The 15,855-nt window shown below is 64.2% G+C and carries 13 protein-coding genes; 2 read left to right on the top strand and 11 right to left on the bottom strand.

All coding sequences use genetic code 11. The annotated features are described in order from the left end of the window. Nucleotides 1-79: 79 nt before the first annotated feature. From ACODSK_RS30175 to ACODSK_RS30135, 9 genes are read right to left on the bottom strand one after another with little or no spacing between them, the layout of a single operon-like run. Complete coding sequence (locus tag ACODSK_RS30175) at nucleotides 80-1,135, bottom strand: hypothetical protein (RefSeq protein WP_489021457.1); 1,056 nt, start codon at nucleotides 1,133-1,135, stop codon at nucleotides 80-82. A gap of 55 nt (nucleotides 1,136-1,190) precedes the next feature. After that, the gene (locus ACODSK_RS30170) at nucleotides 1,191-3,557 is read right to left on the bottom strand and encodes a hypothetical protein (protein ID WP_489021455.1); all 2,367 of its coding nucleotides are present in this window, start codon (nucleotides 3,555-3,557) and stop codon (nucleotides 1,191-1,193) included. 10 nt (nucleotides 3,558-3,567) lie between these two features. After that, nucleotides 3,568-4,716: a hypothetical protein gene (locus tag ACODSK_RS30165; RefSeq protein ID WP_489021453.1), complete on the bottom strand. Its 1,149-nt coding sequence runs from the start codon at nucleotides 4,714-4,716 to the stop codon at nucleotides 3,568-3,570. Then, nucleotides 4,695-6,131, bottom strand: coding sequence for an alkaline phosphatase family protein (locus ACODSK_RS30160; protein WP_489021451.1), 1,437 nt, complete (start codon nucleotides 6,129-6,131; stop codon nucleotides 4,695-4,697). The genes ACODSK_RS30165 and ACODSK_RS30160 overlap by 22 nt, the downstream gene beginning before the upstream one ends. After that, nucleotides 6,118-7,344, bottom strand: a complete 1,227-nt coding sequence (eboE, locus tag ACODSK_RS30155) for a metabolite traffic protein EboE (RefSeq protein ID WP_489021449.1) — start codon at nucleotides 7,342-7,344, stop codon at nucleotides 6,118-6,120. The genes ACODSK_RS30160 and eboE overlap by 14 nt, the downstream gene beginning before the upstream one ends. Beyond that, nucleotides 7,341-8,225, bottom strand: a complete 885-nt coding sequence (locus ACODSK_RS30150; RefSeq protein ID WP_489021447.1) for a TatD family hydrolase — start codon at nucleotides 8,223-8,225, stop codon at nucleotides 7,341-7,343. The genes eboE and ACODSK_RS30150 overlap by 4 nt, the downstream gene beginning before the upstream one ends. 60 nt (nucleotides 8,226-8,285) lie before the next feature. Further along, the gene (locus ACODSK_RS30145; RefSeq protein ID WP_489021446.1) at nucleotides 8,286-9,041 is read right to left on the bottom strand and encodes an EboA domain-containing protein; all 756 of its coding nucleotides are present in this window, start codon (nucleotides 9,039-9,041) and stop codon (nucleotides 8,286-8,288) included. After that, nucleotides 9,038-9,925 (bottom strand): UbiA family prenyltransferase, encoded by an 888-nt coding sequence (locus ACODSK_RS30140; RefSeq protein ID WP_489021445.1) that lies wholly within the window; start codon nucleotides 9,923-9,925, stop codon nucleotides 9,038-9,040. Before ACODSK_RS30140 ends, ACODSK_RS30145 begins: the two co-directional genes overlap by 4 nt. Beyond that, complete coding sequence (locus tag ACODSK_RS30135; protein ID WP_489021443.1) at nucleotides 9,922-11,796, bottom strand: 3-dehydroquinate synthase; 1,875 nt, start codon at nucleotides 11,794-11,796, stop codon at nucleotides 9,922-9,924. Before ACODSK_RS30135 ends, ACODSK_RS30140 begins: the two co-directional genes overlap by 4 nt. Nucleotides 11,797-12,059: 263 nt before the next feature. Here ACODSK_RS30135 and ACODSK_RS30130 point away from each other — a divergent pair, with 263 nt between their 5' ends. Further along, nucleotides 12,060-12,674, top strand: coding sequence for a dTMP kinase (locus ACODSK_RS30130; RefSeq protein ID WP_489021459.1), 615 nt, complete (start codon nucleotides 12,060-12,062; stop codon nucleotides 12,672-12,674). An 11-nt stretch (nucleotides 12,675-12,685) separates the two neighbouring features. Here ACODSK_RS30130 and ACODSK_RS30125 read toward each other — a convergent pair whose 3' ends face one another. Next, on the bottom strand, nucleotides 12,686-13,147 hold the full coding sequence (locus ACODSK_RS30125; protein WP_489021441.1) for a GNAT family N-acetyltransferase: 462 nt from the start codon (nucleotides 13,145-13,147) through the stop codon (nucleotides 12,686-12,688). 131 nt (nucleotides 13,148-13,278) lie between these two features. Here ACODSK_RS30125 and ACODSK_RS30120 point away from each other — a divergent pair, with 131 nt between their 5' ends. Then, nucleotides 13,279-14,442: an N-acetylmuramoyl-L-alanine amidase gene (locus ACODSK_RS30120; protein ID WP_489021439.1), complete on the top strand. Its 1,164-nt coding sequence runs from the start codon at nucleotides 13,279-13,281 to the stop codon at nucleotides 14,440-14,442. 88 nt (nucleotides 14,443-14,530) lie between these two features. Here the strand turns inward: ACODSK_RS30120 and dapA are convergent, their stop codons facing one another. Further along, nucleotides 14,531-15,427, bottom strand: a complete 897-nt coding sequence (dapA, locus tag ACODSK_RS30115) for a 4-hydroxy-tetrahydrodipicolinate synthase (protein WP_489021437.1) — start codon at nucleotides 15,425-15,427, stop codon at nucleotides 14,531-14,533. Between the last annotated feature and the right edge of the window lie 428 nt (nucleotides 15,428-15,855).

The following is a 15,855-nucleotide window of genomic DNA, read 5'->3' as shown; positions in this document are numbered from 1 at the left end:
GAGCCGGCGTTGCCGGCGATGAGGCCATCAGCCTCGACATCAATCTTGCTGGGGGGGTTGTCCCACAGGGTCCGTGTTGCTACAAGCTCACCCGCCGCAACCTGCCTTCCAGCGCTACAACCCGGCCATCCGGCGCAGGCAGCGGCCGACCCTGCAAGCCCATGCCCTCGCTGATCACCACCGCCCCCGGCACCAGGCACAGGTTCGACGGCGTATCCAGCTCCCGGGCCAGCACGCTGACGTCGCCGCTGTGCAGGTCGCAGTACAGCAGCCGCCCGCTGAAGCGGGTGAAGCCACCATGCCGCGGCTCGCCGTTCCAGTCGGCAGTCAGAGGCTGTTGCAGGCTTTCGCAGAGTTCCAGGACCAGCAGGTTGCCCCGTGGACACAGGGCCAGCCCGGTAGGCAACTGCAAACCGTCGATCACCCGCTCGATTCGCCCGCTGTCCGGCCAGACCCGGATCACCCGGCCGGCCTTGTCGGCAAAGTCCACGCCCTTGCGCGCCGGGTCGCCGTGCAATTCGCCGGAGAACAGGCTGATCAGCACGGCGTCCGTCGCCGCTTCGTACACCAGGGTGACCGGCACGGCTTCCTGGCCTTGCTCCAGGTCGGGCAGGTGCAGCAGTACCTGTTCGTCCTCGCCTGGGCGGAACTCCACCAGTTCGTTGGTATCGGGCTTGACCGCCAGCCAGCTGCGGCGCCCCGGGTGGTAGCACAGGGCATTGAGGTTGCCCTGGCTGTGACACACCGGCTCCGGCGGACTGTATTGCACGTCGAGCAGCCTGGAGCCCTCGACATAATCGGTCTGGCTGACCAGGCAGCGCCCGTCGCCGAAGGCGATGTCCGATAGCCCCATGATTTCGTCGCGCAGCATGCGCGCCTGCATGTTCATGGCGCGGAAACCCTGGGCCAGGGTTTCGCGGGGAAGGTAGGCCGTGCGGTTGTGCGGATCCGCGGGCAGCCGGCTGATCCGGCCGGTAAAGGGATCGCCCGGCAGTCCGCTGCCGGCCTCGATCAGCAGCAGGCTGCCGTCGGCGCCGACGCAGGCGCCGCGAGGGTTGAGCAAGCCTTCGGCGATGATCGACGCCGGTCGCAGGTCCTCGCGCGGCCACGCCGGGATATGAATGGGAAGTGGCATCCGTTTCTCCTCTGACCAGTGCCGGGTGACAGGCCTGACACCCGGCGTTCTGGTTTTACAGGTCGTTGTAGTCGCTCATGTCCAGCTTGATCGGCGGGTAATTGCGCTTGACCAGCGACTGCGCCCACAGCTCCAGCACCGCCCGACGACTTTGCGGCAGGTCGCGGGTGATCGGCATGGCCAGGGTGCTTTCTTCCTGGTACGGCTTGCTGATCAGGCGGATGAGCTGGTCGACCGCGCCCTCGATCCGGCTCAGGGAGTTGAGCGGCATGTACTTGTTCATGATCGGGTACAGGTAGTAGTAGGGCTCGAGGATCCGTGGGTAGATGAAGGTCTCCCAGATCTGCTGCCCGGAGTCATCGTCCTGGTAGATCGCGTTCCAGGCATTGACGAAGTCCTCCTGCATCTGCGGCTCCTGCGGCAGGACGCGCAGCGGCGCGAGGAAGTCGACGTAGGCCTGCTGGAATTTGAAGCTGAAGGCGATATCGGAACGCTGCTCACCGGTTTGCAGGAAGAAGCGCAAGGTCGGGAAGCCGGGTTGCTGCGCGCTGATGTCGAGCAGGGCGATACCCTGGGTGTTGGTCTCGATCCTGGCGTAGCTGTAGCTCACCGAAACCCCTGCCGGGTCCTGCAATACCGCCTCGCCGATCTGCGCATCCTTGAATCGCAGGCATGGACTCAGGGACACCGAAGAGGGTTGCCCACGGAACTGCGAGTAGCTGACCGCGTTGCCGCTGGCAGCCGACACCGCGGAGCGCACGGCGGTGAGCTTGCGCCCGGTCCCTTCGTTGACCTGCAGCGCCAGCTCCTCGGCACCGACGAACTGCGGCAGGTTCGAGTGGTTCAGGCTGCGGTCCGCCGGGAAGTCGTAGTACAGGGTGAAGTCGATATCGTTGCGGTACGCCAGGTAGTAGTCGGAGGTGCCGAGCATGTAGGCGTTGTTGTATTCCGCGACGTACAGGACAGTGCCGGCCGGTGCCGGCTTGCCGTCGCACTGGACCATGATCTGCAAGGTCTTGCTGTCGCCCACGTCGATGAAGCTGCCGCTCTCGATCACTTCGGCGGTCCATAGCTGCTGGTCCGCGGCGATTACCGGGGCATCGCCCTGCAACTGCAATTGCAGCGGCCCGCTGGCCAGCAGTGTCTGCTGGGCGCTGGTGACCGGCAGGTCGAGGATGCCGCCGCGCTTGTCGAAGGCCGCCTGGTTGTAGTCGGCGTAGGTGAAGCCCACCACCGGGGTGAACTGGCCGTTCTGGCTGACCCCGACCTGGTAGCTGCCGGCATCGAATTTCGCCGCCTCGGGAATGTCGGCGTTGGGGTCGATCGGGTAGAAAGGGAAGGTGTTGAGCAGGTCCAGGGACAGGGTGTTGTCATGCACCTGCGCCGAGGTGATCCCCAGTTGCGCCGGGTTCTTCTGCCCGGGCAACGGCACCGCTGCGCTGGGGAACAGACGGCGGCCGGCCGGAGCGGTCGGATACTCGTTCTCGAACCACAGGCCGACGCTACCGGCGGTACGGCTGTAGGCGGGGTTGAAGAAGATATCACCGACATTGTCCAGCGCTTGCTGGTACATCTCCTGTACCTGGGCCATGGCCGACGGCGTGCTGGAGTGGGTATCGATCTTCGGATAGTCGTTGAAGATGCCGTTCTTGTCGTAGCAGGTCAGGTAGGACGAAAAACGCAACATCAGGCCTTGCGCGCCCTGGGCCTCCATCTGGTCCTGGAGGTTCTTCAGCAGGGTCGAGCCGCCGAGCACCCAGTTCAGGTTGGCTTTCGGGAAGCAGGTCTGCCAGGTGGTGGTGACGTAGAACAGGCCGCCCAGATTTGCCCAGTTGAAGTTGAGGAAGCGGTCGAGCATGCGGTATTGCCGGGTAGCCGTAAGGCCGCATTGCTCGTTGCCGAGTACCAGGCGATCGAAGTACAGCGCAGTGAAGGTGTTCTGCCACGGGCTGATATCGACGAAGCGCGCCGGGGTCGGGGTGTTGCTGCCGAACGGGTTGCCGTACAGGTTGTACGGCTGGTCGATCATCGGATCGCTGCCGACATAGCCGCCACCCGGCAGTTCGCCGCCGCTGATCACGCTTTTGGTCGGCGGGTAGTTGACGGTGCCGCAGCCATTGTCGCCGAACAGGTCCCATTCGCCGGGAATCAGGACGGGGTCGGAATCCGGGGTCTGCAGGGCGTTGGGCGGGATCTGGGTGACGTAGTCCGGCGCTTCGTGCAGTACCCGCGGGCGGATCATCCACGGCAGCAGTTCGGTGCGGGCGTTTTCCGGGGTGACGTTGTAGTACTTGAGGAATTCCCAGTTCATCTGGGTGTTCACCGCGTCGTAGAGCGGGAACATGTCGTTGTTGTTACCCGTCGGCGGGTTCCAGAACATGTGGCCGTTGAGGTAGAGGCGGGGGAAGTTCAATACGCTCATGCCAGGCTCCTTAGTTTTTCTGCCACTGGGCGCGTTTGAGCGACCAGACAAAGTCCAGTTTTTGATAGCCGGTGAAATCCGCCGGCGGCAGCGGCTGCGTCGGGTAGACGATGCCGTCCTGTTGGTTCAGGGCGAAATTGAAGTAGCCCTTCTTGCTTGAGTAGGCCGCCGTACCGTGGCAGGCAAAGCACGAGGATTGGCTCTGGAAGGCGGATTCCAGCTGGGAGTTGGCCAGCAGGGTCGGGTTGGTTTCGCTCTGGGTGCCGATCAGCTCGTAGCTCTTGAGGTTGGCGTACCAGCCCTGGAACTCGGTGTTGACCGGCTGCGCCGCGGTGGTCGGCCCGGTGCTGTTGGTCATCGGTTTGGGCGGGATGTCGTTGGTCACGGTGTACTTGGAGTTGTTGACGTTCTCGAAGGTGGTCCAGACCCACTGCGGGTTGAGCTTGTTGATCACATGCAGGGCGCTGAGCGCGGCATAGCCCACCTGGTAGGTGCCGCTGTCGTCCAGGTAGTAGGCCTGGGCGATGTAGTAGCCATCGTTTTCCAGGGTTTTCTGGAAGTTGGCATCGGTGCCGATCCAGTACCAGCCGGCTTTCAGCTCCCAGGCCTCGGGCGGGAAGTCCAGGTCGCTGGTCAGGGCGGCCTGGCCGTTCACGTTGTAGACGCCTTTATCGACGATGTAGTTGAAGGTTCCTTCGCCCATCAGCAACTGGAAGCGCACCGGCTGGCCACGTTGCGAGTCGGGCACCGCCGTGCCGCCCATTTCGAGGATCAGGCCGTCGACCTGCTGGACGGCGTTGAGGTTGTGGAACACCCGCTCCAGGTTCATGCCTTGCTTGGTGGCCAGCTCCTGCACCTTGTCCGGCAATGGCGCGCTCTGGCCGTAGGGCAGGGGCTTGGCGCCCTTGGGCAGGTAGACCTGGTCGGACGGTTTCATGGTTTCCCAGACCCGGTCGGGGCTGCCCGCACTGGCCGGCTGGTTAAGGCAGTTGAACCAGTTCCAGCTCAGGGTTTCCGGGCCTTGGGTGAACAGGGTCCGGGTCGCGTCCAGGTTGCCCCCGAAGGACAGGAAGTTGGTGCAATCGAAGGTGTTGGTGTTATCAGCCTGGGCCAGTCCGGCCAGTGTACTGAGAACGGTTATTGAGATGGCTCGCCGCATATGAGCTCCTTGGCATTGGCCAGGTCGGTATGTTTCTGCCCCAGGAAATGCTGCAGGAGCAGGTGTTTGACCGCCGTCACCGCAATACTCCGTGGCAACGGCAGGTCGCAATCGGTGATAAGCAACGGGCCGCTCTGCTCGCTGGCGGGCGGACGGCCATGACTGCCACGGACCAGCCCGGTATCCAGCGGGATCAGGTCCATGTAGTAGCGAAAACCGAGTTTTTTCTGCAGCAGGCGGCGCGCCACCTTCAGCGCCGGGAAGCGGATGGCCGGGTCGACGAACAGCTCCACCGGGTCGTAGCCCGGCTTGCGATGGATATCCACGGTGCGGGCGAAGTCCGGCGCCTTGGCATCGTCGAACCAGTAGTAGTAATCGAACCAGTGGCCCGGCGCGGCGATGGCCAGCAGCTCGCCGCTGCGCGGGTGGTCCAGTTGCCAGGCGCGTTGCTCGGCCTTGTCCAGCACCTGCTCGATACCGGGCTGGCGTTGCAGCAAGGCCTTGACCCGGGGGATGTCCTGCGCGTCACGCACGTAGACATGGGCGATCTGGTGGTCGGCGACGGCGAAGGCGGCGCTGGCCCCCGGGTCGAGCAGCTCCCAGCTCAGCGACTGGCGCACCTGCAACAGACCGTCCTGGCGCAGCACGCGGTTGATCGACACCGATTGCTCGACCGCTTCGATGCCGTACTCGGACAGCAGCATCACCGCCGCCCCCTGGTCGCGGGCGAAGCTCAGCAGGCGCCCGACCTCATGGTCGATGGCGCGAACCTCGTCGGCGATCGACGGGTGATCGGGACCGACCCGTTGCAGGCTGTAGTCCAGGTGGGGCAGGTAGACCAGTTGCAGGTCGGGACGGTTGAGCTGGAATTCGAGCAGGGCGCAATCGACGATCCAGCGGCTCGACGCGATGCCCGCCGCCGGCCCCCAGAAGCCGGGAAACGGGAACTCGCCGATCTGCGCTTCGACCTGCTCGTGCAGGCCCGGCGGCGACGAGTACAGGCCGAACAGCTTGCGGCCATCGGCGGGATAGTGCGGGCGCGGGGTGATCGAGGCATCCACGTTGGCGTACATGTTGTACCACCAGAACAACTGGCTGCAGCGGAAGCCCGGCAGTTCGCGCTTGAGGGTGTCCCAGACCTTCTCGCCCTGGATCAGCGCATTGGGCTGCAGCCAGAAGCGTACTTCGGCCTGGTCGCGGAAGTACCAGCCGTTGCCGACGATACCGTGCTCGGACGGTTCCAGCCCGGTGAGGATCGACGCCTGCACCGTGGAGGTGACCGCCGGAAAGGACGGTTGCAGGCTGGCCATCCGGGCGCTTTTCAGCAGCTCGTTGATATGCGGGGTTGCCGGCCCCAGCAAGGAGGGGGTCAAGCCGACCACGTTGATCAGCAGCAGGGGTTTATACGCTGGCATCGGCAACGGCCTCCTGGACAGTGACGTCGATCAGGCCGCGCTGCAGCAGTTGCGCCTCGACCCAGTACAGCTCGGCGCTGATGCCCTGGAGCTGCTCCTGTTCGTTGCCGGGCCGCAGCGAGGCCGGGAGCACGCCCCAGCTGTAGGTTTCCACCTCCAGTACCGGGCGCAGGTCGTCATGCTCCGCCAGGTAGTCGAAGGTCTGCGCCAGGGCGAACTGGCTGCCGCCGAGTTCCGGCAGCAGGAAGTGTTCGCTGAACAGGGGCACGTGGAAGTGGATGCGCAGTTCGGCATAGCGCCCTGGCTGGCGGGCGCAGTCGTCGAGCGCGGCGGGCAGGTCGGCCCAGGCCATCGCATTACCGTGGTGGTCGCGGGCCTTGACCTGATGCAGGTAGGTGATTTCGGAAAACTCGCGCAAGGTTGCGAGGATTTCCCGGTAACGCACGTCGTCTCCAGCGGGCAGGCGGCAGATCAGGGCGTTGGACAGCTGGATCTTGCCAATCGGGACTTCGGCCTGATGCAGCCGCTGCAGCGACTGGTAGCAGTCTTCGAACATCACCGCCTGGTGGCAGACGTCGAAGCACAGGGCCAGGTAGTGATGGTGCGGGTCGCTGGCCTGCCAGTGACGGAAGAACGCCAGGGCCTGGTCGGTGGTTTCCAGCACGCAGTCCGGCTCCATTTCCAGGCAGAAAACGATTTTTTTGCCGGTTTCCCGGTGCAGCCTGGCCAACCAGGCCGTGAGCTGGCGCAACTGGTTCTCGGCGCGCTGCTGCAACTCCGGGCTCCAGGTGGCCGCATAGCCCAGCGGTACGCTGGAAATCACCCCGTGGTTGCATCCGGGCGGCAACGACCTGGCCAGCAGCCGCGCCAGGTTCAGGCTGTAGGTCAGGCGCTCCGGCATCGACCAGTCGGGCAGGTAGACCTCGGCTTTCACCGCGCCTTCATGGAATTGACCGTAGGGAAAACCGTTTAACGAGGTCAGGCGCAGGCCGCTCTGTTCCAGCAGTTCCATAAAGTCCGCATGCGCCAATTTGTGCTGCAGCTCGGCGGCAGCCTGGGCACAGACCCACAAACCGCTGTCCTGCGTGGCCAGGCGGCGCATCCTGCGTACGTCCTGGAAATGCCGTTCGATGGAGGCGCGCAGCCCGGCCAGGTCGCGGACCGCGTGCACATTGCTGCAATAGCCGACCTGGCCGGCGCTCCAGCCGTTCATTTGACCACCGGCTCCTGGCCACGCAGGGCGGAGTTGTCCTGCCACTGGCGGCGTTGGTCGATGGGCAGCGGGGTGCTGACCAGGGCTTTGTCCAACTGGCCGCTCTGGGCGAAGAAGTCCACCGGGTTGTGGAACAGCACCTGTTCGACCTGGGCCTCGGTAAAGCCGGCGTCGAGCATGGCCTGGCCGGTCTTCGGCACCTTGAGCGGATCGCTGATGCCCCAGTCGGCGGCACTGTTGACCACCATCTTTTCCGTGCCGTACTGCTGCAGCAGGGCGACCATGCGCTGTTCCGACATCTTGGTATTGGGGTAGATCGAGTGGCCACGCCAGCAGCCGGTCTCCATCACCAGTGGCAAGGTCAGTTCGTTGAGGTGGTCGATGATCACCAGGTGTTCGGGGATACCGACTTCGCGAATCACCGCCAGGGTGCGCTTGGTGCCGCCGATCTTGTCGCGGTGCGGGGTGTGCACCAGCACCGGCAGGTTGAACTGCTTGGCCAGATCGATCTGTTTGGCGAGAAACCAGTCTTCCTCGGGGGTAATGTCGTCGTAGCCGACTTCACCGACCGCGACCACGCCGTCCTTCACCAGGTAGAGCGGCAGAAGGTCCAGTACTTCCTGGGCCACCTTGCGGTCGTTGGCTTCCTTGGGATTCACGCCAATGGTGCAGAAATGGTGGATGCCGAACATGCTGGCGCGGAAGCGCTCCCAGCCCAGCAGCATGTCGAAGTAGTCGACGAAACTGCCGACGCTGGTCCTGGCCTGGCCCTGCCAGAAGGCCGGCTCGATCACTCCGGTGATGCCGGCGGCCGCCATGTTCTGGTAGTCGTCGGTGGTACGGCTGACCATATGGATGTGCGGGTCGAAATACTTGGGCATGGTGAATCCTCATCAAGGGCAGAGGGTGATCGGGTATTCGTTTGGGTTTTTGCGTGCTGCTCAAGGCTCGGCGAGGTACTCGCGCCATTCCGTGGGCAGGCGTTGCTGCTGGTACAGCCCTGCCAAGCGCTGGCGCTGGGCCGGGCTGAGCAGGTCGAAGGCGATCAGCCGGGGCAGGCCGGGAGACACCGCACGCTCGGCGGCGAGCTGCTCGTCCAGCAGGTCGAGGGCCAACTGGTTGAGGTCGACGCCGTGGCGTTGCTCAAGGCCGACCAGGCGGCTGACGTCCAGGCCCATGCCCAGGGCTTTCAGCACCAATTGCTGGAAAGCCCGTTCCGGGTAGTGGCGCAAGGGGTAGGGGGTATCGAGGGCCAGGGCGGCGAATACCTGGGGGTTGCTGGTACGCCCGGCCAGCAGGGCCAGTTCCAGGCAGCTACCGTGGCGGTCGAACCAATCGAGAGCCTTGAGCAACGCGGCTTTTTCGCGGTCGTCGCCCCAGTGGAACAACTGGCGCAGTACCTCTTCGTGCGGCTGATGGACGAGCACCTGGGCCATCAACAGCACGCGTGCCAGCTCGATGGTGCTCCAAGCCGGGCTGTCGGGCACCGCCTGCTCGCGCAGATGACGCTTGCACAGGCTACTGAGCAACGCACCCGTCTTGGCATCCGCCGTGGGCTCCAGGCGTTGCTGCGCCTCCTGCCACCAGGCCAGTTCATGTTCGTCGAGCAACCCGGCCAGTAGCTGATTGCCCTTGGCCAACTGTTCGTGGCGCATTTCGAGCGTCGTCGTTGGCGACGGCGTGACGTCCTTGATCATGTCGGTTTGACCCAGCGCTGAAAGTGGGGAAGCAGGAAGAACACCAGGACACAGAACAGGCTGCCCAGGGGTTGGTTGGCCACGGCCATGACCAGGGCATCGAACAGCGGCAGGGCGGCCAGGCCGGCACCGATGAAGGCACGGACCTTCAGTTGCTGCGGGTTGGCCAGGTGCTGCCAGTAGTGCTTGCCGAGCCAACCGAGCCACAGCAGCAACAGCGGCCAGAACCACAGGGTGTCGGCGTAGATCGCCAAGGCCAGCGGGCTGAGCATCAGCAGCAGGGGCAGGCGGCTGATCAGCTGGTTACGGTGTTCCTGGCTGGCCAGGTAGGTCAGCCCGCTGATGTACACGCCGAGCAGGATCGCGCACAGCCAGATGGGCTCCGGCGGTACTGCCAGGCTGGCGGCAGCGGTCAGGTACAGGGCCGAGCGGCAGGCGCCCATCAGCCAGACGCTGTGCACGTACTTCTTGTGCAGCAGGTTGTAGCCGAGGATGCAGCCGACCAGCAGGGTGATGCTGCCGAGCAGCCAGCGCGGTTGCTCGATCAACTGGCTCAGGCCCAGTGCCGAGGCACCGGCCAGGGCGAGCAGGAGCAGGGTGGCCAGGCGCACCTGGCGGCGGCTGACCAGGCCCAGGGTAATGGGCCGGGGATTGTCGTGCTGTTGATCCCAGTCGGCATCCAGCAGGTCGTTGAGCAGCATGCCGGCCAGGTACAGCAGCGACAGGGTGACCAGCAGCAGGATCCATACCAGCGACGACGGCGGCGCCAGGGCGCCGGCACTGCTGGCGAGCAAGGCGGCGGCGAGGGAGTTGGTCCATACCGTCGGCAGGTTGGAGACCCGGCCCAGGGTCATCCAGGTCTTGATGTTCGAGGCCTGGCTCATTGTGCGTAGCCTTCGCCCAGGGGCAGTGTCATGGCACCGCGGCTGGCCAGGCGGAGCAGGGCCTGTTCCATCTTGCGGTCATCGATCTCGTGCAGGTCGATGGAACCCCCGATGCGGTTGAGCAGGGGAATGGACAACTGGCCGCCCAGATGCTGGCGGAACTCCTCCAGGCCAAGCATGACCAGCAAGCGCCCCTGGGCATCCCTCGCCGTCAGCTCCGGCGGGCACAGGTTGAAGCCGAGCTTTTGCAGCAGGCCCATGACCCGCTCGCTGTCGGTATCGCCCAGCAGCCCCAGGGCATTGGCGTACAACGCATCGAGGGCCATGCCCACGGCCACCGCTTCACCATGGCGCAGGCGGTGCTGACTGAGGTTTTCCAGTTTGTGCGCGGCCCAGTGGCCATAGTCCAGGGGTCGGCCGTTGCCGCGTTCGAAGGGATCACCGGCGCCGGTAATGTGCCCCAGGTGCAGCTCGGCGCAGCGGCGAATGGCATGGCGACTGGCCGGGTGATCGAAGCGGGCGAGGGCGTCGGCCTGCTGCTCCATCCATTGGAAGAACGCCTCGTCCTTGATCAGCGCCACCTTGACCGCTTCGGCCAGTCCGGCGATCTGGTCGCGGCGGCTGAGGCTGGCGAGCAACTGGAAGTCGTTGATCACGGCGTTAGCGGGGTAGAAGGCACCCAGCAAGTTTTTCTGGCCGAAGGCATTGATGCCGTTCTTGACCCCGATGCCCGCATCGTTCTGCGCCAGCACCGTGGTGGGGATGCGGATCAGGCGGATGCCGCGATGGAAGGTGGCGCAGGCATAGCCCACCGAATCGAGCAGGGCACCACCGCCCATGGCCAGGACATAGCAGTGGCGGTCGAGGCCATGGTGCAGCATGTCGGCGTACAGCTGTTGCAGTACCTCGGCGGTCTTGCTCAGTTCGCCGGCAGCGACGGCGATTGGCGCGGCCTGCAGGCGCAGGTCGCTGGCGTGGGTGGCGAACCAGGTGTCGATCTGTCCGGCCAACTGCGGATTGCACTGCAGTAGCTGCTCATCGGCAAAGATCAGTACGGTTACCGGGGTGTGCTGGCCGGCGGTCAGTTGCTGGTGCAGGCAGTGGTTGTCCGGGTCGAACAGGTGATCGGTGAACAGCACCGGATAGTCGTAGCTGACCTCGAAGCGGCCGCGCAGGGTGCCTTTGCTGGCGGGCTTGCGCAGTTTCCTGAGCAGACTGTAGCCGGCGATGAACAACCCTGGCAGGACCATGCTGGCCAGCAGGGTCACCAGCAGTGCGTTTTCCTCGACCAGCAAGCTGCCGATGGCGCTATAGGCCAGAGCCAGTCCGGCATTGGCCAGGGTGGTGACCAGCACGAAGGTGCGTAGCGGATAGCGCTGCATGCCGGCGGCGACCACCGAGGTCTCGGCCAGCACCGGCACACCGCGCAGACACACCAGCGACAGCGTGCCCAGGCGGTAGGCCATTTGCCCCGGCTTGCGCTGATGCAGGCCGAGGCGGCCGGACAGTACGCGGAAATAACCCGCGCCCAGCGCATAGCCCAGCCAGGCCCCGAGGCACAGGCCGATGAAGATCACCAGGTAACCGCCGACGCTGCCCAGCGCCGCCACGGCCAGCAAGGCCACCACGCTCGACGGCACCGGCAGTACCACATCCAGGGCCAGCAGCGCGATCAGCAGCAGCGCCAGGTTCAGCTGTTGGGCGGGGGTAGTGGGGAGATAAAGGTCCAGATGACCGAGGAAGTCCTGGATTTGCTGTTCGAACAGCAGAAAGCTGGCGATCACCAGGCCCGCGAAGCAGAAAAGTGACACCCAGAAATGATCGGCAGGCGCCCGTTTGGAGAGCACACGATGCCAAAGGCCGCGCTTCATCAAGCATCCCTCTTGATATTGTTATGACTGATTTCCGTTTCAGTGTTTTAAGGCAGAGTCTTAATGCTTGGGCGGAATAAAAAAGCTCCGGCAGAGTGATATTGTTTTGATGGCTTTATCGACGGTTGTCTCAAACTTAGTCGGTCGTGAGGCTTTTGCAAGGCGGCTACTGAACGAATTATCGGGTCGGCTGTCGCAGCCACGCGTTGCCGGTGCGCTCCCTGTACAATTCCGCCGCCCCCGCTGCGAGAGTCACCATGCCAATCAATCGTTCGCTGTTCGTGTCCTTCGATGGTCCCAAGGGAACCGGCAAGACCACGCTGCTGGAGGCCGTGACCAAAGTCTTGAGGACGGGCGAGCACAAGGTCATCCGGCTTAGCGAGCGAAATCACGATCCGTACCGGGCGCAGACCATGGCCCTGGTCAATGAACTGGCCCGGCGCCCCGACCGCGACCTGGAGTGGCAGGTCTGCCAGCGCCTGGCCGAAAGCCGTGCCTGGATCTCCCGCCACGTACTGCCCGAACAGCCGGCGGACAGCATCATCCTGATCGATCGCTGGTACCCGTCGGATGCCGCATTCCGGCGGATGGTGCCCTTTGCCGGGATCCTGAAGCTGAACCTCGAACATCAGGTGCAGGTGCCCGACCTGCATGTTGGGGTAGTCACCGACCCGCAGATTTCATGGGCAAGGGCAGCGGGGCGCTCCCGTGGGCTGGGCAGCACGGTGATTTCCCGGCTGGACGAGCATGTGGCCTGCAGCGAGGCGTTCGAGCGGGTGGCGGCACAGCAGGGATGGACGTTGTGCCGTAACGAGGGGACGGTCGAGGCGGCGGCCCGGCAGATTGCCCAGGCGATCTGCCGGGTGTACCCGTCCTGAACACAGCGACCTTAAGTCTCGGCGCTTTTGCCCAGGTACTTGTGGAAGGTCAGGAACTCGGCCTCGCGCTGATAGCCGAGGGATTCGTATAGCGCCTGGGCCGCCTTGTTCGAGGTGGCGGTATCAAGACTGATGCGGTCGGCACCTTCTGCGGTGAGCAGGGTGGTGAGGTGGTTCATCAATTGGCGGGCATGGCCACTTTTGCGTGCTTCGGGCGCGACGAACAGGTCGTAGAGCCAGTAGAAGGGCTTCATGGCCAGGGAGCACAGCGCGGGGTAGAGCTGGGCGAATGCGACCGCACGGCCATCGTTGTCCAGGACCAGGAAAATCCGTGAACGGCGCTGTTGCAGGTTGGCCTGGAGGAAGACCCGGGACTTTTCCAGGTCGTTGGGCAGTTCGTAGAAGATCCGGTATTGGTTGAACAGCGTCGCGGCCTGGTCCAAGTCCTTGATGCTGCATTCGATGATCTGCATGTGAAGCTCCCAAAGGAATCGATAGTGCCGCGCGTATCCGGGGCTTGAGCGGTGAAGGTACAAATTGTTACGTTATAACACTTTGATCAACGGTATCGGTCTCGCTGCGGTGAGGCGCACGTGGAAAGTGTATGGACAGACGCAGCTTGTTGAAACTCCTGATGGCTGGCCTGGTGCTACCTGTCTCGCTGACGGCCCAGGCCGCGCAGCGGGTGCGCCGGGTAACGCTGGATCGCTCCGCAGGCACCACCAGACTCCTGTTCGATCTTAGCGGCCCAGTGCTGGCGAACAGCTTCAGCCTGGAATCACCGCCACGCCTGGTAATCGACCTTCAACAGGCGGTGCTCGATGCGCCGTTGAACAACCTGGTTCTGCAGGGCAGCCCGGTTCTCGCCATTCGCAGCGGAACGACGCCAGGCGGCGATCTCAGGATCGTCCTGGATCTGGCCAGCACAGGCATCCGTGGCACGCTCAAGCCGGGGAATGGTCACGCGCTGGAACTGCTGCTGAGCGGGCAGTCGGCCGTGGCAGCGCCAGCAGCGAAGGGCAGGTCCGGCCGCGACCTGCTGGTGGTGGTCGATGCCGGACACGGCGGCAAGGATCCGGGAGCGGTGGGGGCCAAAGGCGAACAGGAAAAGATCGTCGCCTTGCAGATCGCCACGCTGCTGGCCAAGCGAATCAACGCACAGAAGGGCTACAAGGCTCGCCTGGTGCGTTCCGATGACGTGTTCATTCCATTGCGCAAGCGCGCCGAACTGGCCCAGCGCCTGAATGCCGATCTGTTCGTTTCCGTACATGCCGATGCTGCCCCGCGGCTTACCGCATCGGGTGCGTCGGTCTTTGCCCTGTCCCAGGGAGGGGCGAGTTCGTCCATGGCGCGCTGGATGGCGGATCGGGAAAACGGTGCCGACAGCGTTGGCGGCGGGTTGGCGGTGAAGCTGCAAAAGGATGATCCGATGGTCGCTGGCGTGCTGCTCGACATGTCGCTGAACGCCACCATTTCCACCAGCCTGGATCTTGGTCACCAGGTGCTGGCGCAACTGGGCGAGGTGTCGAGCCTGCATCAGTCCAGGGTCGAGCAGGCCGGGTTCGCCGTGCTCAAGTCGGCGGCGGTGCCGTCGATCCTGGTAGAAACCGGGTTCATCTCCAATGTCGGCGACTGCCGGCGCCTGCATGATGCCCGCCACCAGCGCAGGATCGCCGATGCGATCCTTGCTGGTGTGGCCGCTCATTTCCGTCGCCAGCCACCGCCGGGGAGCCTGATCGCGGCGGAGGTTGCTGCCGACCGTGCGTAGGAGCTGGCTTGCCTGCGAAGGACCGCGCAGCGGTCGCAAAAACCGTGAATCCACGGCATAAGCTCGTATTGGATGGTCTTGGGGACCGCTAGCGCGGTCCTTCGCAGCTGAAGCAGCTCCTACGATCCAGTGGCTGGAGCACCTCGCGCAGGCGCGCCATGGTCGCGGGGCCACAGGGTTGCATGGGCTCGCGCAGTTCATTGGCGATCAGCCCCAGGACACTGAGCGCCGCCTTCACCACCGCCGGATTGGGCTCGGCAAAGGCCACCCGGATCCATGGCTGCAAGCGTCGGAATGTGGCACGGGCAGCAGGCAGGTCGCCCTTGTCCAGTTCATCCATCATCTGCACATAAAGGTCCGCGCGGATATGCGCGGAGGCCGAGATCGCCCCGGCGCCGCCCAGGGCGAGATTGCCGAATATCTGCAGGTCCTCGCCGGCCAGCACCTGGGCATGGCCGTCCTCGATCAGCGCCAGGGTGGTTTCGAGATCGCCGCTGCAATCCTTCACGGCGGCGATGTTCGGGTGGCGCACGATCCGGCGCAGGGTCTCCCGCTCGATGCGCACGCCGGTGCGGTAGGGGATGTCGTAGAGCACCAGCGGCACCGACGACGCATCGGCGATGGTCTGGAAGAACGCTTCGATGCCCTGTTGCGACGGGCGGATATAGCAGGGCGCCGGGACCAGGACGCCGGCGATGTCGCGGCTCTGGATCTTCTGCTGGAACGCCAGCAGCTCCTGCAGGTTGTAGCCCGACAGCCCCATGATCACCTGCTTCGGCGCGGCGATCTGCAGCACCGCGTCCAGCACCTCCAGTTGCTCGTCCTTGCTCAGGGCAGCGGCTTCGCCGGTGGTGCCGCAGACCACCAGGCCTCTCACACCGTCGGCCAGCAAATGGGTCACCAGGCCATGCAGCGCCTCATGATCGATATGGCCCGAACGAAAGGGTGTCGCCAGGGCAACCCAGATACCACGGAAATCAGACATGCATTACTCCTCGGAAAGACCGTCTGGTCGACGTCAGAGGAGAAGAGGGAAATCAAGCGGGGAGGAGACCTGGCGCCATCTGTCCTGTCAGCTCATCTGACGGGACAGCGCCCCGGTCAAATGAGCGGCTGTTTCTTCGATTTCTTGGCAACGGACACGCATGCGCCGGCCTGGGCATGGAGGCCCTGGGCAGTCAGCATGAGGTCGGTATGGGGAATCATGGGTGATCCGTTGCGAAGAAGTGCTGGCGGATAATGCGTGGAGGCGGTCGTTGGAGTCAACAGTGAAGAGCGTTTTGGGTTCTACGAGCGCATGCCGAGGTTTTTCTGGTGCTCTTGAGATCGAGCGCCGTCCGCGCGGCGCATCGCGAAGCGCATGCCGGTGTTTTTCTAGCGCCCTCAAGATCGAGCGCCGTCCACACGGCGCAT

It is taken from the genome of Pseudomonas sp. FG98 (assembly GCF_057808595.1).
Note: the sequence above shows the minus strand (reverse complement) of the source record. Positions and strands in the feature narration are given on the sequence as shown.